17 protein-coding genes are annotated in these 19176 nt (G+C 52.9%); 16 read left to right on the top strand and 1 reads right to left on the bottom strand.

Annotation, left to right across the window (positions count from 1 at the left end):
* Window positions 1-21 precede the first annotated feature (21 nt).
* The 11 genes from G583_RS13970 (at window position 22) to G583_RS0103040 (ending at window position 12164) form a co-directional block, all read left to right on the top strand.
* On the top strand, window positions 22-1458 hold the full coding sequence (locus G583_RS13970; protein ID WP_022869734.1) for a polysaccharide biosynthesis tyrosine autokinase: 1437 nt from the start codon (window positions 22-24) through the stop codon (window positions 1456-1458).
* Window positions 1455-2066, top strand: coding sequence for an arsenate reductase/protein-tyrosine-phosphatase family protein (locus G583_RS16190; protein ID WP_022869733.1), 612 nt, complete (start codon window positions 1455-1457; stop codon window positions 2064-2066). Before G583_RS13970 ends, G583_RS16190 begins: the two co-directional genes overlap by 4 nt.
* Window positions 2066-3322, top strand: a complete 1257-nt coding sequence (locus tag G583_RS0103080; RefSeq protein WP_022869732.1) for a glycosyltransferase family 4 protein — start codon at window positions 2066-2068, stop codon at window positions 3320-3322. The genes G583_RS16190 and G583_RS0103080 overlap by 1 nt, the downstream gene beginning before the upstream one ends.
* Window positions 3319-4365 (top strand): polysaccharide biosynthesis protein, encoded by a 1047-nt coding sequence (locus tag G583_RS0103075; protein ID WP_022869731.1) that lies wholly within the window; start codon window positions 3319-3321, stop codon window positions 4363-4365. The genes G583_RS0103080 and G583_RS0103075 overlap by 4 nt, the downstream gene beginning before the upstream one ends.
* Complete coding sequence (locus G583_RS0103070; RefSeq protein ID WP_022869730.1) at window positions 4362-5480, top strand: polysaccharide biosynthesis C-terminal domain-containing protein; 1119 nt, start codon at window positions 4362-4364, stop codon at window positions 5478-5480. Before G583_RS0103075 ends, G583_RS0103070 begins: the two co-directional genes overlap by 4 nt.
* Window positions 5456-6646, top strand: coding sequence for a non-hydrolyzing UDP-N-acetylglucosamine 2-epimerase (gene wecB, locus G583_RS13960; protein ID WP_051129592.1), 1191 nt, complete (start codon window positions 5456-5458; stop codon window positions 6644-6646). Before G583_RS0103070 ends, wecB begins: the two co-directional genes overlap by 25 nt.
* 7 nt (window positions 6647-6653) lie before the next feature.
* Window positions 6654-7301, top strand: coding sequence for a sugar transferase (locus G583_RS0103060; protein WP_022869728.1), 648 nt, complete (start codon window positions 6654-6656; stop codon window positions 7299-7301).
* Between the two features lie 5 nt (window positions 7302-7306).
* Window positions 7307-8410 carry a glycosyltransferase family 4 protein gene (locus tag G583_RS16185; RefSeq protein WP_169558761.1) on the top strand — a complete coding sequence of 368 codons (1104 nt, stop codon included), beginning with the start codon at window positions 7307-7309 and terminating at the stop codon, window positions 8408-8410.
* 31 nt (window positions 8411-8441) lie between these two features.
* Window positions 8442-9548: a glycosyltransferase gene (locus G583_RS16180; RefSeq protein ID WP_169558760.1), complete on the top strand. Its 1107-nt coding sequence runs from the start codon at window positions 8442-8444 to the stop codon at window positions 9546-9548.
* Between the two features lie 80 nt (window positions 9549-9628).
* On the top strand, window positions 9629-10792 hold the full coding sequence (locus G583_RS0103045; protein ID WP_022869725.1) for an O-antigen ligase family protein: 1164 nt from the start codon (window positions 9629-9631) through the stop codon (window positions 10790-10792).
* A 103-nt stretch (window positions 10793-10895) separates the two neighbouring features.
* The gene (locus G583_RS0103040) at window positions 10896-12164 is read left to right on the top strand and encodes an oligosaccharide flippase family protein (protein WP_169558758.1); all 1269 of its coding nucleotides are present in this window, start codon (window positions 10896-10898) and stop codon (window positions 12162-12164) included.
* Window positions 12165-12201: 37 nt separating this feature from the next.
* On the opposite strand, the gene galE is transcribed toward G583_RS0103040, so the two are convergent.
* Window positions 12202-13221, bottom strand: coding sequence for a UDP-glucose 4-epimerase GalE (galE, locus tag G583_RS0103035; protein WP_022869723.1), 1020 nt, complete (start codon window positions 13219-13221; stop codon window positions 12202-12204).
* 179 nt (window positions 13222-13400) lie between these two features.
* On the opposite strand from galE, the gene G583_RS16175 reads away from it, so the two are divergent.
* From G583_RS16175 to G583_RS0103010, 5 genes are all read left to right on the top strand, one after another.
* Window positions 13401-14021 (top strand): YdcF family protein, encoded by a 621-nt coding sequence (locus tag G583_RS16175; RefSeq protein WP_022869722.1) that lies wholly within the window; start codon window positions 13401-13403, stop codon window positions 14019-14021.
* 194 nt (window positions 14022-14215) lie between these two features.
* Complete coding sequence (locus G583_RS0103025) at window positions 14216-15496, top strand: nucleotide sugar dehydrogenase (protein ID WP_022869721.1); 1281 nt, start codon at window positions 14216-14218, stop codon at window positions 15494-15496.
* Window positions 15497-15647: 151 nt separating this feature from the next.
* Window positions 15648-17438, top strand: a complete 1791-nt coding sequence (locus G583_RS0103020; RefSeq protein ID WP_245540564.1) for a polysaccharide biosynthesis protein — start codon at window positions 15648-15650, stop codon at window positions 17436-17438.
* A complete protein-coding gene (locus G583_RS0103015; protein WP_245540563.1) occupies window positions 17404-18567 on the top strand; it encodes a DegT/DnrJ/EryC1/StrS family aminotransferase in 1164 nt (387 codons plus the stop codon). The genes G583_RS0103020 and G583_RS0103015 overlap by 35 nt, the downstream gene beginning before the upstream one ends.
* The gene (locus G583_RS0103010) at window positions 18564-19175 is read left to right on the top strand and encodes a sugar transferase (RefSeq protein WP_022869718.1); all 612 of its coding nucleotides are present in this window, start codon (window positions 18564-18566) and stop codon (window positions 19173-19175) included. The genes G583_RS0103015 and G583_RS0103010 overlap by 4 nt, the downstream gene beginning before the upstream one ends.
* Window position 19176 lies beyond the last annotated feature (1 nt).

The raw sequence follows: 19176 nt of genomic DNA, 5'->3' as shown, positions 1-19176 counted from the left end.
CTATTTTGGAGAAGAATACTTGTGAACACGGCTACTGAGACGCACCTGAGAAGAGACCGCTTCTTCGAATACAGGCGGATACTTGCCAAGCACTGGCTCATCGTTGTTGCTGCCCCAGTGCTCGGTCTACTCGTCGCGCTCACCGTGTCAGCTCAAAAAACTCCAGTGTATGAAACGACCACCACGCTGTACATTTCGGTTCGTAGTGCCAATACCGGTGCCACAGGTGATCTCTTGCAGGGGGCAAACTTCGCGCAGTCTGCGATGACGAGTTATACGGATATCGTCACGACGTCCTTGGTACTGGACGAGGTGATCGACGAGTTACAACTGAATATGAGTACTGATGAACTCCGCAGGATTCTTGAGGTCTCTTCGCCTACAGACTCGGTCCTGCTAAACATCACCGCTACCCACGTGCGTGCCGATGTCGCTGCCAATATTGCGAAAACGACGGGCCGTGTGTTCGCCGAGGTGGTAGAGGGCGACCTAGAGACCAACAGTGAAAGCTCTAATAGCCCGGTACTCGTTCGCACCGTGGATGCAGCCCCCACGCCAGAACAACATAACGGCTCGTATTTCGTCAGAAACGGCATACTCGGAGTGTTTATCGGGTTCCTCGCCGGCATCGGTTTAGCTATCCTTCGGGATGTCTTAGATACTCGCATTCACTCAGCCCGAGACCTTGAAGCCTTTTCTGATCTGCCAGTACTCGGGCGCATTCCTGAAGAGCAGCAGATAGAGGCGCAACCACTTGTGGTCCACGAGGATCGGCGTTCGCAGCGTGCAGAGGCGTTCCGAATTCTCCGGACGAATTTGAAGTTTTTGAGTCCAGGGGAACGCTGTGGAACGTTCATGGTCTCCAGCGCACTGCCGGGCGAAGGAAAAAGCCATACCGTGGCCAATCTTGCGGTGGTGCTCGCCGAATCAGGAGCACGGGTGACACTGATCGATGCTGATTTGCGTAAACCTCGCATCGCGCAGGTCATGGGGATCGAGGGCTCTGCGGGACTCAGTGACGTGCTCATTGACCACATCAAACTTGAGGACGTACTCCAACCATGGGGGCTGCACAACCTCAAGGTCTTACCTGCAGGGCAAATCCCACCAAACCCCAGCGAACTCCTGGGATCCGAAGCTATGGGGAACGTGGTGCGCCGGCTCGAGGAAACTTCAGATTATGTGCTGATCGATACCTCACCAATTTTGCCGGTAACTGATGCTGCGGTGGTTTCAACGCTCACCCTGGGGACGCTCCTGGTGGTTTGCGTTGGTCGCACAAAATGGCGTCAAGTAGAAGATGCCTTGGAAGCCCTGCGTTCTGTTGAGAGTCGACTGCTCGGCTACATCGCCAACAGAGAAGTACAAGCGTCTTCGGCGATCTACGGTGCATCTGTTGCAGCTCCCGAACGTACTCCCTACCGTGCTCGCGCTCGCAGCTTGAGGTCCCAATCATGATTTGTATCCTCACGCTCTGCACCGGAAACGTTTGCCGATCTCCGCTCGTTGCCCAACTGTTAGCGGAGCGACTGGATCCTGCGATTTTTCGAGTTCACAGCGCCGGTACTTCGCCCTTAGTCGGCGATCGTATACCGGAAGAGACCCAACGGATCGCCACCCGCATGGGTTTCCACGATGCCCACGACTATCGGGCACGCACGCTAACCGAAGACATGGTGGCGGCAAGCGACCTCATCCTCGGGATGTCACGGCAACATCGTGGAGCCGCGGTCAAGCTTTACCCACCAGCTGTGCGACGCGCATTTACCCTGCACGAACTCGCACACATCGTGTCACACATCAGCGAACCAGAACTCACCCGGTGCATGCAGCATCAGCCAGGTATTGAAGCCGCGTTTATGCATCTGGTGACGCGCATGCGCGGTGTCGTACCCCGCCTCTACCCGGAGGATCTCTACGACGCTGAGGATCCCTATGGCAGATCGAATCGCGCGTATGAACGTTCGGCGAAAGTGCTTACAGATGCAGTGGATCAGGTCGTGCACTTCGTGGATCGCATTACCAAGGTCACTACGGTTTCCCAGATTGAAAGGGCGCAACAGTAATGAAACACAAGCGGCAGAAAAAGCAAGTTGTGGTGCTCTCACAGTTCTACACCCCCGAGCCTCAACGCATTGCCTCCACGATCGCGCGCGAACTGGACGGGCGTGGGTATAGCGTGCGCGTTGTGACAGGGTACCCAAACCGGCCCGAAGGGAAACTGTACTCGGGATATAAACAACGCTTCCGGTTCACCGAAGAAATCGACGGAATAACCGTGCACCGAGTGCCCTTGATAACCAATTACTCACGCAAAGCACTCGAACGCATTGCGAACTTTCTAACGTTTAGTTTGAGCGCTCTGACGGTCACCTCGAAGATCAAAGACGCTGACGTTGTGTATGTATATGGCACTCCCGCCACGGCAGCAATCCCCGCACAAATATGGCAGAAACTGCTAGGCATCCCGTATATCGTGCACGTGCAAGATCTCTGGCCGGAGTCAGTCACAGACTCCGGCATGGTCAACGGTGGTCTCGTCAAACGTATCGATGCACTGCTGAAGCCGTGGCTGAAACGCTTATACGGCAACGCTGCCGGGAATATCGCCATCTCACCGGGTATGAAAAACGTGCTGGTCGACCGCGGCAATGATCCAGATCGATGCTCGGTGGTGTATAACTGGGCGGTCGAATCCTCGATCCGGGTAAAAGACAGTGCCGCATTTTCTGATGGTGGCTTGAACCTACTGTATGCCGGCAACCTGGGCGCCTTCCAAGACCTTGAAACCGTTATCGCTGCCGCCCGCAGGTTTCAAGAGGATCAGGATTTCAGCTTGGAACTTGCCGGCGGTGGCAACCAGGAACAAAGCCTCCGCGAGGCTGCCCACGGTGCATCAAATATTCGATTCCTGGGCAGACTGTCCAAAACCGAGGTCGCGGACAAGTATCTCAAAGCAGATTTCCAACTGGTCACGCTCAAAGACCTTCCCATTTTCCGGGCGACGATTCCCTCGAAACTGCAAGCCAGCCTGGCTGCCGGAGTGCCAGTCATTACGACGGTGCAAGGCGATGTGGCGCAGCTTATCACTGATCATCAGGCCGGGATTGTGGCAGAACCCGAAAATGTTGAGTCGATATTTAGGGCCTTCAAGAAGGCGCAGGCTATGACACGAGCCGAGCGAGCACAGATGGGTGCCAACGCCCGCAAGTTGTATCTCGAACACATGTCGCAAGCCTCTGCAATGAACCAAATCGAATCGATTTTGCAACAGACAACACATGGTGCACTCACACCTACACCTTTGAAGGAGTCGTCATGACCTCGCACAGTACTGTACTCATCACCGGTGGGACAGGCTCATTTGGAAATACCGTAGCCAGTGCCTTACTTGAGCGTGGAGATATACAAGAAATTCGGATCTTGAGCCGTGATGAAGCAAAACAGGACCAGATGCGGCACGACCTCAATGATGACCGTTTGAGATTTTACCTCGGCGATGTCCGGGAATACACCAGCGTCGAGCGCGCCATGAAATCTGTGGACTACGTCTTTCACGCAGCCGCACTCAAACAAGTGCCATCATGTGAATTCTTCCCGCTGGAAGCGGTACGAACCAATGTCCTTGGTTCCGAAAACGTACTCAGGGCCGCCGACTATGCAGACGTCTCATCCGTTGTCTGTCTCTCAACCGATAAAGCGGTCTATCCTGTGAATGCCATGGGCATGAGTAAAGCCATGATGGAAAAACTCGCAGTGGCTTTTGGCCTCAATAACCGAACCTCCGAGACGGTCGTGTCGTGCGTCCGGTACGGCAACGTTATGTACTCGCGCGGCTCAGTCATCCCGTTGTTTATTCAACAGCTCAAAGCAAGCAAAAACCTGACGGTCACGAACCCGGACATGACTCGATTCATGATGTCACTTGATGATTCCGTTTCGTTGGTCGAATATGCATTCCATAACGCTCAACAGGGCGATCTTTTCATCCGCAAAGCAAAAGCCTGCACCATCGGCGATCTCGCACAAGCACTCATCAACCTCTTCGCCTCAAGAGCCAGTGTCGACGTCATTGGTACCCGGCACGCAGAGAAAGTGTCTGAAGCCTTGGCCAGCAGAGAAGAACTAGCTAGAGCCCAAGACCACGGTGAATACTTCCGTATCCCCGCTGATAATCGAGAACTCAACTACGAGCTGTATTTCGAAGAAGGCGACCGAACACAACATTTCTTCCAAGACTATGACTCGCACACGGTAGAACGCATGAGCGTGGCAGAGACAGAAGACCTCCTCCTCACGCTCCCAGGAGTCCGCGCAGAACTACAAGCAGCGGGCCTGGCCCCACTAGAACGGAAAGCCTCATGACAACCATCGCCATGACCGGAGCAGGCGGCTTTCTCGGATTCCACCTCCGTGCAGCAGCCCTGGACTACGGAATCCAAACCGTGAGCATCCCACTGGGCAACGCATTCGATCTGGACCAGGCTCAAGCCGCCATGGAAGCAACCGATGCGGTCATCCACCTGGCGGCCGTCAATCGGGGAACCGATGAGGAAGTCACAGCCGGAAATATACTGTTCGCCAACCAGCTAGCCGCCACTCTTGAGGGACTCCAACAGCCGCCGACAAGAATCGTGTATGCCAATAGCATTCAGATCATCACGGGCACCAACTACGGAGCAGCAAAATACCAGGCCGCTGAAATACTTGCAGCCACCGCGCAAACACTGGGGCTGAGGTTTGAAAACATCGTATTGCCAAACCTCTTTGGCGAATATGGACGTCCGTTTTACAACTCCGTGGTGGCCACCTTTAGTCATCTCATTGCCACTGGCCAACCAGCCGAAATCCAACAGGACCGTGAGTTACAACTGCTCCATGCACAACATGCTGCAGACGTCCTACTGGGCTACACACCGGTAGACAAAATGGTTGCCTTATCGCAGTGGGAATCGGTCTCAGGCATCAAAGATCTGCTCGAAGAGTTCGCTGAAGTCTACGCACACGGAGAAATCCCCGACCTGGCGACAGCATTTCGCCGAGACCTCTTCAACACTTACCGGTCGTATACCTTTCCGGCACACACCCCGATCGCTATTCAACGTCACGCAGATCATCGCGGAGACTTCTTCGAAATCCTTCGCTCACACGGAGGCACCGGCCAAACCTCGTTCTCGACAACTGCGCCGGGCATTACTCGGGGAGACCACTACCACCGGCGCAAAGTAGAGCGCTTTACCGTCCTAGCAGGTGAAGCAGAGATCAAACTTCGAAGACTCTTCGACGATCAAGTCTTCACCTACCGAGTATCGGGCAACGAACCGTTGAGCGTTGATATGCCAACGCTATATACGCACAGTATTTCGAATGTCGGCACCGGGATGCTCTATACCGCCTTTTGGACAAACGACATTTTTGACCCGGAACAACCAGATACGATTACGGAGCCTGTCACATGCACAAGCAGCTTAAAGTTATGACGGTTGTCGGAACCAGGCCAGAAATCATTCGACTGGCCTGTGTTATCCGACGCCTTGAAACTGCGACAGACCACGTGCTGGTGCATACCGGTCAAAACTACGATTACACCCTGAACCAAGTCTTTTTTGAAGATCTTGGGCTTCCTGCACCAGATCATTTTTTGGAGGTAGAGACCACTTCACTGGGGTCCGTCTTGGGGGATGTCCTTCGGGGTACCGAGCGAGTCATCCTGCAAGAGCAGCCCGATGCCATGGTGGTCCTGGGGGACACCAATAGTTGTATCTCCGCCATTATGGCGAAACGACTCAAGATACCGGTTTTCCACCTGGAGGCCGGCAACCGCTCGTTCGATCCAAACGTTCCAGAAGAAATCAATCGCCACCTGGTCGATCACGTCAGCGATTACAATCTGGCGTACACCGAGCATTCGCGCCGAAACCTCTTGGCCGAGGGAATCGCACCGCAGGATGTGATGGTGATGGGGTCACCCATCACAGAAGTGCTGAACACCTATCGTGAACAGATTGATTCCTCAGATGTCCTGGCCAGACTTGGTCTCGAAGAAGGCAAGTATCTTCTGGCCAGTGTGCATCGCGAAGAAAATGTTGATCTCAAAGAACGGCTGGAACAAGTCGTTGCATCACTGCAGGAGGTGGCACTGGACCAAGACTTGCCACTGCTGGTCTCCACGCATCCGAGGACTCGGAAACGTCTTGAAGACTTTGAAATGGTGGTCAACGGAGATATTCGACTTCACGACCCATTAGGTTTTCACGATTACAACAAGCTGCAGCTCAATGCGCGCTGTGTGATTTCAGACTCTGGAACCATCGCAGAAGAATCCTCGCTGCTAGGTTTCCCAGCGGTGACGCTACGTGATGCGATCGAGCGGCCAGAAGCTGTTGATACAGGAGCTATTCTCATTACCGGTCTGGACCGAGACGATGTGGTCGATGCGGTTCGCATGGCGATTGAACAGTTCCACACAAATGGGCCCGCTACTGTGCCCGATGATTACCGCATTACTGATTCTTCACGCCGAGTCGTGAACTACATACGTTCCCATGCCTCGACCCACCATTTGCGGAAAGGGATCCGACGAAGACGAGATGCTGAAGACAAAACCGTCAGCCGTGGGGAAGCTCTTGTAGGGGAAAGAGGGTAGAGAACTCATGAATTCGCGCAAGAAAAATTATGCCTCCACCAAGCGCATCATAGACATCGTTGGTGCAGGACTTGGGCTGGTCGTCTTGTCGCCAGTTATTGCGGGCGTAAGCCTCGCGGTAAAGGCCAAGTTGGGTTCACCCGTGATCTTTAAACAGGAGCGCCCTGGAAAAGACGAGAAAATTTTCACGCTGTATAAATTCCGCAGCATGCGAGACATCGATGAAGCAGCGGGCTTGGTCTCAAATGAGGATCGCATAACACCCTTTGGGAAGAAACTGCGGGCAACAAGCTTGGACGAGTTGCCCTCACTCTGGAATGTCCTGAGGGGAGAGATGAGCCTTGTTGGACCCAGGCCCCTGCACGTTCGTTACTTAGAACGCTACGACGACCGTCAACGGAGACGACACGAGGTGCGGCCTGGCATTACCGGTCTTGCACAAGTTGGTGGGAGGAACCTTCTCCAGTGGTCGGATCGGTTTGAACGTGACATCGAGTATGTAGAGACCCAGAGCTTTGCGCTGGACGCTCGAGTCCTGTTCCTGACGGTCAAAGAGGTATTTCAGAAGTCCGGCATCACGGCAGAAGGCAGCGTTGCCTCATCTGAATTTAATGGGAACCTGACACCCAGTCAGGGCACGGGTGGTGCTGAGTAATGTTTATGAATCAAACAAAGACAGACCCGCACATCATGTTGGTCGGACCGGTAGCGCCGCCCATCGGTGGGGTGACGCAGTGGACGGCGCTGGTTACCCAAGAACTTCAGGTCCAGGGCATTGACTACGGGATCGTCAATACCAGTCCCAAACGCCGACGTCTGGATGGACAATCAAAGCTGGAAAGAGTGACCGGGGGATTCCGTAGCCTTGTGACCACGGTCAAGCGGCTCGTGCAAGACAGCCGTGTACGCAAACCATCAGCACTCCATATTGCGACCAGTGGCAACATATCGCTCATACGAGATACTGCAGTCGCTCTGGTAGGCAAAACCCTACGAGCAAACATTGTCTTGCATTTGCACCATGGAAGACTCCCCAAAATATTGCGTAGGCGTAGCTTTGAACGCACGCTGATGGATCTTCTGGCACGACTGATAGATACCTTAATTGTCCTAGACGAACGAAGTGCCGAAGAAGCCGGTAAACGTTGGCCACATATATCGGCTCAGGTCATTGCCAATCCGGTGGCTAGTCCGGCAGCAGGCATCGACAGCGAACCATCTGATGAGCGCACCATTTTGTATCTGGGCTGGGTCGTGCCAAATAAGGGTGTAGAAGATCTCTTAGAAGCATGGGAACGCTTAGCCCCGATGTTTCCAGGATGGTCGCTGAAGCTTGTCGGTGGGGTAGCAGAAGACTATCGCGAAGAATTGACCACAAGGTTCGCTTCGGAACGCTGGAAGATCACCGGAGAAGTCACACACGATCAAGCGATGGCCACGTTGGGCGACTCGGACATGTTGGTGTTACCTAGTTACTCTGAGGGATTCCCCAATGTGATTTTGGAAGCGATGTCGTTGAGTAAACCGGTTGTCGCGACCACCGTGGGTGGGATTCCCGAAATGTTATCCCAGGGTGCGGGAGTGCTGGTCGAACCGGGAGCTGTAGCCCAGTTACAAGATGCTTTATGCACGCTTATGACTGACGACGACTATCGCACAGCGGTGGGCCAAAAAGGGTATGAACAAGTCCAGCGTGAGTACGACGTCTCGATAGTCGTGAACGCCTACCGGCGTGTATGGGAAGGGGCAACCGTTGAAAACTAGAAAAGCCATAAAGCTCAACCAGACTGATGGTGTGAAAGAGCCCATCAGCGTGGTGTTGGCGACGCCTACACTGCTCACCGGAGGCGCTGAAAAGTTTGTTGCCGAGCTCGCGGTACGTTTTGACCCAGCGAAGTTTCGTATTACCGTATTGGTCACGCGTGGGCAGGTGCAGCAATCCCAGCTAGAAGAACTACACAACGCTGGGATTGAAGTGAAAACCATTGGCGGCCGTTCACGAACCCAGTCCATTCTGCAAAGCGCACTAGAACTGGTCCGTCTCAAACCGAAAGTCGTGCACACGAACATTGGTTCTCTGCTGCATGTCTCGCTTGGAGTCCTCTTCTTACCGAAGAGCACAGTTCGGCTGCATACCCTTCACAGTATGGCCGGGCATGCAGAACCCGGTGTACGACTTGGCGCCAGTAAGCGGCTCATGCGGCTGTTGAAGTTCACGCCAGTTTCGATATCACGGGCAGTTCGTGAGTCGGCTTCTTCAGCATTTGAGATACCCGAGTCAAATATTCCGTTGGTCCCCAATGGGGTGGACTTTGGACGTTTTGCCCAAGCACCAGAAGGTCAGCAGCGAGCTTCGGACACGACGCGTTTTGTCGCGGTTGGTTCACTGCTGCCGGTGAAGCAGCATGGGGATCTCATCACTGCTTTTTCGAAGATGCAGCCTGATCTCCATGCTAAGAGCCGACTCACCATAGTCGGGGGCGGACCGCTCCATGAGCAACTCGAGCAGCAGATAGATGACCTCGGGTTATCTAAGTATGTGACCCTTCTCGGCAATCGGGCAGATGTTCCAGACATTCTCAAAACACAGCATGTCTTTGTCTCCGCATCACGGACCGAAGGCTTCCCACTTTCCCTGCTCGAAGGTTTGGCAGCTGGCCTCCCCGCTGCCGTGACAGCAGTCGACGGCGTCAACGACATCGTGCGTGATGGTGTTGAAGGAATCCTGGTGCCACCCGGTGACATTAAGGTCATGACCGAAGCCATGGAGCGAATGGCAGTGGACCACTCCTTGCAAGAGCGGTTGAGCGAACAAGCGTCGCAGCGTGCGGCTGCCTTTTCATGGGAACGATGCATTGAATCGTATAGTGCCCTCTATACAGGCTCCGGCTGTGAGAGATAACCATTGAGGCAGCCGTGCACCAAAGACTAGACATAAGGGCCGTCCCCTCCGCTGACCAGCGCATCAGTATGTCTGGCGTGATGATTGCGTTTTTTATTCTGTCCTTGCCAATGACGATGTTTCAGTTGGGGGCTTTTGGGTCTGCTCAACGGCTCATCACCTTTGTGATTTGTGCTGTTGCCTTGTTTTTGTTGTATCAAACTCGAGCCGTGCTCAACCTATCGGGGGGTGCAGTTTTTTGGGTAGCTTACGCTGCTTGGATTTTTCTGTCGGTCATATGGACTGCACGAATAGGTTCGCAACTGACCGTAGCCTTGGGGATGGTGCTCTTGATTGGAGCGTTGGTTCTGATGGCCATGCTCCCGGTTACTGAGAGTGACCTACGTATTATCCGCTTTTCATGGATGCTCTTAGCAGTATTCGCAGCGGTGCTCTTTTTGGTGTTTGGTGAGCAAGCAGAATTCGGCAACCGGACGCATCTTGTCCTGCCTTCGGGCGGATCCGATCCCAACGAATTTTCCGCGTACTTTCTGATGCCACTTGCATACTTTGTTGAGGCCGCCTTAGAGAAGTCAGGACCTATTCGTATAGCCGCGCTGGCCGCCACCTTGGGAGCCTTTTATATTGTGCTCATGACCGGATCCAGGGCCGGAGCGATCGCTAGTTTTGTGGTGATCTGTGCGGTAGCACTCCGATTCGCAGGGCAAGGATTCGGAAAATTTTTATTGGTCACTATTCTCGGTTTTATCGGAATCTTTGCTGCAGGAAGGCTTCTACTACCTCTCGTTCCCGAGGAAGTCCGTGAGCGGTTATCCATTGATGCGCTCCTGGAAGATAGCGGAAGTGCTCGCGATGAGATCTGGCGAACCGGCATCGAACTTATGGAACAATCAGATTGGCGCCTGTTGCTCGGATACGGCCCAAATGGTGCGCCATTTGATTCCAGGATCATGCATAATCATTTTGTCCAAGCCCTCGTCGACGGTGGCTTGATTGGACTCGCGCTCTTTTTGCTCGTCATTATTAGTGCCTTAATCGTTTCATTCCGGAATAAAGCAGTCTTTGCCGCAACGTTGGGTGTAGCCGTCATGTTCCTGACGCTGACCGCATACTCCAATTTCCGGCCCGCCTGGGCTGTTCTGTTCATGGCGCTGCTAGTCGCGCGGCGTGCCAAATCACGAGATGATGCAAAGCATCCTGCGGGCGAGTTATGGCGGAATCATCATGCGAAGAGAGCAGTTTGATATGGAGTCTCGTAATGCGCAAAAGTCTTGGAGTCTTCGTCGTGTTAGCCCTTCGCAACGACAGGGAGAAGCATTGAAACGTTTTCCTACAATGCTGCGGTCAATGGCACTCCTCGCGACCGGTACAGCTGCAGGCCAAGTCATTTCCTTTGCCCTCATGCCAGTGATAACCCGGCTCTATTCATCCGCTGATTATGGGGTCTTTGGAGTATTTACCGCGCTTGTCACAATACTAGGCAGTGTTGTCGGCCTGAAATTTGAAGCAGCTATTCTCCTACCACCGCGAACCCGCAGGGGTGCGAAGACAGTTTATGGTCTGTTCCGACTATCCATAGTGTGTTCGACCGTCGTTTCGTCTGCGTTGTTTGTCGTGGCGCTGATCCTGCATTTCTTTTTCGGAGGAGCCTTCTTCGCTACGTTGGGTGGCTGGTTGCTACTGGTGCCTGTGAGCGCGCTGATTTCTGGTATTTCACTGACTCTCAGTGCAGTAGCTACACGAGACGGTTCGTACCGGCAGCTGAGTAGGGTACCCGTATCGCAAAAGTTGTCGTCAGGTGGGCTACAGATACTCGGAGGCTTGGCAGGCGCAGGGGTCCTGGGCTTGATCATGGGGGCGGTAACACAATCACTCGTCGCGATAGGGATTCTCCTCCGAGGCAGAGGGCAATTTGTAAAAGACGCCCTCGACAGATTCCAACCGAAAGATAAACTCACCAAGCTTGTGTCAGAGTATCGAGATTTTCCCTTGGTAGGTGCGCCGAACTCATTGTTGGAGACCATGGCTTGGAACAGTCAGGTCGTCATCTTGGCGTGGTTTTACGCAGCGAATGACCTGGGGCTGTTTTCCTTTGCGCTCGCAGCCGTAGGCCTGCCGCTAAATGTCATCCTCTCCGGTGTCTCGCGTGTGTATCTCCGCGAGAGTGCAGCGAGGAAAGAGAACCCTGCGGAGGCACGGAAGTTATTCTTCAGGTTGCTCATAGGGCTATCGTTGGCTTCGGTCCCAGTATTCATCGTCCTGTACTTGGCAAGCCGGTATTTATTTGGACCGATCTTTGGCGAAAACTGGGCTGTGGCAGGTTTGATTGCCCAAAGTCTGCTCCCATTATTATGGGCACGCTTCATGAGCACTACGGTCGCGACTACATTCACTGTCTACAGGACCCAAACGTGGCTACTATGGTGGCAACTTCTAGCCCTGCTGGTCGTCTCAGCGGGCTATATTATTGGCGGTACGATTGGCTTTTCAATCGAGCACACTGTGGCGCTTGCCAGTTGGATGACCGTTCCGCTCTACTTGTTATTAATCCCGCTGGCGTACTACGTACTACGCCGGGGTGGGCGGGAACCCTACGTTGCGGTCCCGGAGTCCTAAGATAGAAAATTTGAAAGCAGTGCTTAGTGACTAGCAGCTAGCGCGAAGGGCCATATCCATCTGGGTTCTGCACTTGCCACTTCCACGCATCTCGGCAAGCATCCTCAAAAGTTCGAGAAGTCTGCCAGCCCAGCTTTTCCCCGGCACGATGTGAATCCGCGATCACGGTTGCTAAGTCACCTTCACGCCGGGCCTTGACCTCGTAGGGGATCTGTTTTCCAGAAACATGTTCGAAAGTCTGAACCGCTTCCAACACACTGGTGCCAGTACCGGTACCTAGGTTATACGTCTCCACACCGGGTGTCGTTTTCGCCAACGCGGCGACGTGCCCTTCGGCTAAATCCATGACATGGATATAGTCGCGCACTCCGGTCCCGTCCCGGGTATCGTAGTCCTGCCCAAAGACAGCTAATTGAAGTCGTTTTCCAACAGCAACCTGCGAGATGAAAGGCATCAGGTTGTTCGGGATGCCAGAGGGGTCTTCACCGATACGGCCAGAAGAGTGTGCACCTACCGGGTTGAAATACCGAAGGTTCACCACCGAAAGTTCAGGCCATGCACGAGCGGTATCTCGAATGATCTGTTCATTCATAAGTTTGGACCACCCGTATGGGTTCTGAATTCCAGCTCCTACAGGATGCTCCTCCGAGATAAGAGGACTCTGCGGGTCGCCATAGACCGTGGCGGACGAGCTGAAGACAAGTCGCTGAACATCACTTTTACGCATGGCATCTAGCAGCGTCAAAGTCGTGGACAGGTTGGTCTGGTAATAACGCGTGGGCTGTTCCACTGACTCGCCCACAGCCTTGAGCCCAGCAAGATGGATGACAGCGTCAAAATTGTTCTCATCAAAATAGCGCTGAACGAGTTGCGCATCAGCGAGGTCACCTTCAAGAAAATCGATTGACTTGCCGGTAAGCTGCTCGACTCGATTCAGTGCTTCAACATGACTATTGGACAAGTCATCGAGCACTGCAACGTCATGTCCCTCTTCGAGAAGGACCACCGCAGTATGGCTACCTATATATCCGGCGCCGCCGGTCAGAAGTACACGCACACTATTACTGTACCCAGGTTTTGACCTCGGGGTAAGGCATAATTTTGTCAAAGGTTACTTGTAGTTTTTTCTAAATAGCAGGCATCCCATGGAGGCGTGGGATTGGTGTATAACTGACATTACGTAAGATAGTTGCAGGCGGATTCCGCCTGAGATCGACGGTAGAGAATTGAGCGACAATGCCGGCAAAACTGCGCAGAAATACATCATCGCGGCGGCCATTGCGCCGTGCTCTGAAGATATTTGCTGGCGTTGCCATTATTGGGGCCATCGGATGGTTCGCGTATGCCTCTGTGAACATCGTTTTGCCTTCTCAGGGTGCTCTCGACGACAAGGCCGATGTAGTCGTGAGCTTGGCCCCTCAACAGAACCGGTTGCCGATGGCAAAACAACTCATTTCCGATGATGTGGCTGAAACATTACTGATCTCCTACTTCGATCACGATCCCATGAACCATCAGATGACGGCCAAGGACGGTGTACCGCTGTCTCGTTATTGCGAAGACGAGAGTGAAAATGGGGTGATGTGCTTTACCCCGGCAGAAGATGCCACAATTGGTGAGGTACACGCGATTAGCGACCTCGCCCAAGAGCATGCGTGGGGCAAGGTAACGGTGGTAACGGATTCGTTCCATGCATTCAGGACACGATTCATATTTGAACAATGTATGGACGCTGAGGTTGATGTGAACGTGGTCTTTTCCGAGCAAGATCTCACCGCATCGCAATGGTCATGGCATATCGTGTATGAGAACGCTGCGTTTCTGAAGGCAGCGTGGCAAACAACAGCGCGGTGTTAGACCACTGTAAATCGTGCGCCAAAGAAATATTATGACGCAGGCTCTTGCTAAATAAACCTTAGGATAACCTGAGTGACGTGCTTTAGCCTTCTTGAGCCGGGTAGCACCACAGGTTCGCAGAGTGTTGCTGGAGCACGAAAAGTTTCTGAGTGGCTCCGGCTTGAGCCGTATAAGAGTTGGTAAAGGGGATATTCATGACTGACTTAAGCACAGCCCGAATTGCAGTTCTAGGATTAGGATACGTCGGACTACCGTTAGCCGTAGAGTTCGCGAAACACTTCGACGTTCTTGGCTTTGATATCAACGAACAGCGTGTTGGGCAGCTCAATCAGGGGCACGACCGCACACTTGAAGTATCTGACGAAGCTTTGAAGGCAGCCATCCAATCAAACTTGGAAGTTTCTGCGAATGCAGACGATCTAAAAGCAGCCAACGTTTATGTCGTTACAGCGCCTACACCAATCGATGAGAATAAGGAACCGGACCTCGGTCCTATCCTCGCGGCCTCGAGATCGATCGGTGCTGCGCTCAAGCCTGGCGACACGGTTATTTTCGAGTCCACTGTCTTCCCCGGCGCTACAGAAGAACGGTGTGTTCCAGTGCTTGAAGAAACTTCAGGCCTTGCTTTCAATGAAGACTTCGTTGTTGGGTACAGCCCCGAACGTATCAACCCCGGCGACAAGAAAAACACGCTACCAAACATCATCAAAGTGACTTCGGGCTCGACCCCTGAGGCTGCCGAATTCATCGACAGTCTCTACCGCCAGATCATCACCGCTGGCACCCATAAAGCTCCATCTATCCGAGTAGCTGAGGCAGCAAAAGTCATTGAGAATACTCAACGTGACGTCAACATCGCACTGATCAATGAACTCGCGGTGCTCTTTAACCGGTTAGAAATCGATACCCGTGATGTGCTGAAAGCTGCTGGTACGAAGTGGAACTTCCTGAATTTTTCTCCGGGGCTCGTGGGCGGCCACTGCATTGGTGTGGACCCGTATTATCTCACGCACAAGGCTAAAGCTGTTGGGTACCATCCAGAGATCATTCTCGCTGGCCGTCGCCTCAATGATGGTATGGGTTCGTATGTAGCTTCAGAGATGGTCAAACTCATGGCGAACCGCGGTCTGCCGATCAATGGTGGGAGAATCCTGATGCTCGGACTCACGTTCAAAGAAAATACGCCAGATCTCAGAAATACCAGGGTCATCGATATCATCGCCGAACTTGAAGACTACGGTATAGACGTCAACGTATACGATCCTTGGGCAGACCCCGCTGAAGCTCGCGAACACTTAGGTGTTGAGCTGCTGGAGAAGCCGAGTGTCGGTTCATACGATGGTGTCATCCTCGCGGTTGCACACGAGGACTTCAAAAACAGCATAGATATGCAAGAGCTACAGAAGGACGAGAAATCGGTTCTATACGACATTAAGGGCGTTCTGCCCGCTGAAAATGTAGACCTTCGATTGTAGATCTCAAGATCATAATTGAACTTTGAAACATTTTATGTTTTAGTGGCCTGTCACGCATTTTCAGGTTACTCTAAGGTCATTGTCAGGTACTTTTAAGGGCCCGTGGCCTATGAAAACCATAGACCGAACCTCATATTTCAGTGGAGGCATCTTGAGTAGACGGTTTCGCACACGTCTCATACGTTTGGTTTTCCTCACGGTAGACATGATTGTCTGGTTGGCAGCCATTGTTGTCGCCGGTTGGTTGCGATACGAATTTGACCTGAGTCAATTGACTTGGAGCGGCCTGCTACTGTTTGGCTTTGGCGCCGCTCTACTTCAGGCTGGGATTGGCTTCGTCATGGGGATATACCGTGGGCGGCATTCTTACGGTTCCTTCGAGGAAGTCAAGACCATTGCCTATCTCGTGGTGCTGGTAGGTGCTTTAGCTACCATCTTGATTCTTATTTTCGGAGCAGGCTGGGATATCCCACGAAGCACCGCGATGATTGCTACTCCCATCACCCTGGTGCTCATGTTGGGCGTTCGCTACATGGTTAGACTCTTGCGAGAACGCCGAAGCGCCCCTGGAGATAATGCAGCACGGACTATAGTTTATGGGGCTGGATATCTAGGTGAGACCATCATCCGGCGGATGCAGACCGACATAGATTCCCCGTATCGGCCAGTCGCATTGCTTGACGATGACCCAGAAATTTCGAATCTTGAGATCCGAGGTGTTCACGTCAAGGGCGGCTTCGAAGACATTGCCAGGGTTGCCGAAGACACACGAGCCACTGAACTCATCATTGCTATCGGACGGGCAGACTCCGATCTGGTGCGGCGAATTTCAGATGCATCAGCCGAAGCTGGCTTATCAGTAAAAGTCCTCCCATTGCTGGACCAACTTCTAGAAGGTAATACACAGCTTTCTGATCTACGCGATATTTCGATCGAGGACCTGATCGGGCGGCAACCAGTCGATACCGAGGTGGAGTCGATTGCCGGTTACGTCGCAGGAAAACGTGTACTTGTAACCGGCGCGGGTGGCTCCATCGGATCCGAACTGTCTCACCAGCTCCTCAAATATGCACCCGCTGAGCTGATCATGGTGGACCGTGATGAAACAGGACTCCAGCTGGCACAAATTGAAGCAGTCGGCCACGGCCTACTGCATACTAAAGATGTAGTGCTTGCTGATATTCGGGAACCGGATGCATTAGAAAAAGTCTTTCAGGACCGTAAACCCCAAGTTGTCTACCACGCGGCAGCGCTCAAACACGTACCTATGCTTGAGCAGTACCCTGAAGAGGCTTGGAAAACTAATGTGCTGGGGACTTTGAACGTGCTCAACGCGTCGAAAAATGTGAATGTCGAAACGTTCATCAATATCAGTACGGATAAGGCAGCAAATCCAACGAGCGTGCTCGGACATTCAAAACGCGTCGCTGAGAAGCTCACGGCCTGGATGGGGCAAGAGACAGGGCGGCCTTATCTTTCTGTTCGGTTCGGAAATGTCATTGGGAGTCGCGGGTCGATGCTTCCTACGTTTAGGACCCTTATCGAACGCGGTGGGCCGGTAACAGTGACTCATCCGGACGTTACGAGATACTTTATGACGATCCCGGAGGCATGTCAGCTGGTCATTCAAGCTGGAGCGGTCGGTAGTACGGGAGAGGTCCTTATTCTAGATATGGGCGAACCGGTAAAGATCATGGATATTGCCACACGCATGATTGCAATGTCTGGCAAGGACGTTGAAATCAAGTTCACTGGTTTACGCGAAGGCGAGAAGCTCCACGAGGAGCTGTTCGGACTTGGAGAAGACGACCATCGGCCATTTCACTCGAAAATCACTCATGCAAATGTAAAAACTTTGTCGCCTCAAACCATGGATAAGAATGTCTGGTTGGATAGGTGCGGGAAACTTGAGCACGAAACTGGAGGAAAGCTTGTCGACTGAACGTATCTATATGTCGAAACCGGACGTGGGGGAGCTTGAGGAACAATATGTTCTTGAAGCGATGCGTTCAGGGTGGATAGCACCGCTGGGGCCGGATGTTGATGCGTTCGAAGCAGAGATGAAAGCCAGGGTGGGCGTTGACCACGCAGTTGCTCTGGCTTCAGGAACTGCTGCTATCCACCTCGGTCTTTTGGCAATGGGTATAAAAGCCGACGATATTGTCGTCACGTCGACAATGACCTTTGCCGCCACAGCGAATGCCATCACTTACACTGGCGCTACTCCGTACTTCGTGGACTCCGATGCGATCACCGGCAATATCGATCCCGAACTTCTTCAACGTGCTCTTCAGGAGCTAGTAGAAAAAGGGACGCCTGCGGCAGCGGTCGTCCCAGTGGATCTCTTGGGTAAGGCCGCAGATTACACTGCGATTGAAGCCGTCTGTCGTGAATTCGGCGTGCCTGTTTTGGCGGATGCTGCAGAATCACTCGGCGCTACTCACGCTGGCAAACAGGCAGGGTCTTTTGGAAGAGCAGCCGTGCTCTCGTTCAACGGCAACAAGATTATGACCACCTCAGGCGGCGGTATGCTGTTGACCGACGATGAAGATCTTGCTGCGCAAGTACGTTACCTCTCGACGCAGGCCCGGCAGCCGGTAGTTCATTATGAACATACTGATATCGGTTATAACTACCGCATGAGTAACCTATTGGCGGCACTGGGCCGAGCGCAGTTGAGTCGGTTGGATGATATGATCGAACGCCGTGAAATGTGGCGCAATAAATATCGAGAGTTTTTTGCAACGGTTCCTGGGATCGAGATTTTCGGTGGAAATGATGCGGAAGACAATTATTGGCTGACATCTATTATCGTAGATCCAGCAGTCACTCCGGTCTCTTCTGATGAATTGAGAGCGATTCTAGACCAGGCCAATATAGAATCTCGCCCGTTGTGGAAACCGATGCACATGCAGCCTGTTTTTATGGGAAGCGCGGGTACCATAACTGGTGTTTCACAAGGACTGTACGAACGGGGGCTTACGCTGCCGAGCGGTTCTCAGATGCCTGAGGACCAGTTGGTCCGTGTGCTAAAAGTCTTGGCGGATACACTGAGGAGAGAACCACAATGACCCATGGCGAAGCGTATGATCGTGTGAAGCGGGGATTGGACGTTGTTGGTGCCGGTATAGGTCTAGTCTTGTTATCTCCTGTGATTGGAGCAGTTGCAGTTGCTGTTAGGACGAAGCTTGGGCGTCCCGTGATTTTTCGGCAACACCGACCAGGGAAAAATGGAGAGTTGTTTACGCTCTATAAGTTTCGAAGCATGCTTTTTTCGGAAGAATCTGATGACGTCACTACTGATGAAGTTCGTATGACGAACTTTGGTAGAAAACTGCGCTCAACGAGTCTCGACGAGTTGCCCTCCTTAGTGAATGTTCTAAAGGGCGAAATGAGCTTCGTCGGTCCGCGACCGCTGCTCATAGACTACGTATCCCTCTACACTCACGAACAGTGGCGCCGCCACGAAGTGCTACCAGGCATCACAGGTCTGGCGCAAGTAAATGGCCGCAACGATATCTCGTGGGAGGAGAAATTCCATAACGACATTGAGTACGTTGATCACAAGTCACTCAAGCTGGACCTCTCCATATTATACCGAACGTTGATTACCGTCATACTGCGAAGAGGCGTAAGCAGAGATGGGCATGCTACAACCGTTCCTTTCGCAGGGAAGTAAC

Source organism: Yaniella halotolerans DSM 15476, assembly GCF_000420805.1.
Classification (GTDB): Bacteria; Actinomycetota; Actinomycetes; order Actinomycetales; family Micrococcaceae; genus Yaniella; species Yaniella halotolerans.
The sequence above is the reverse complement of the archived record's forward strand: the minus strand, read 5'-3'. Positions and strand labels throughout refer to the sequence as shown.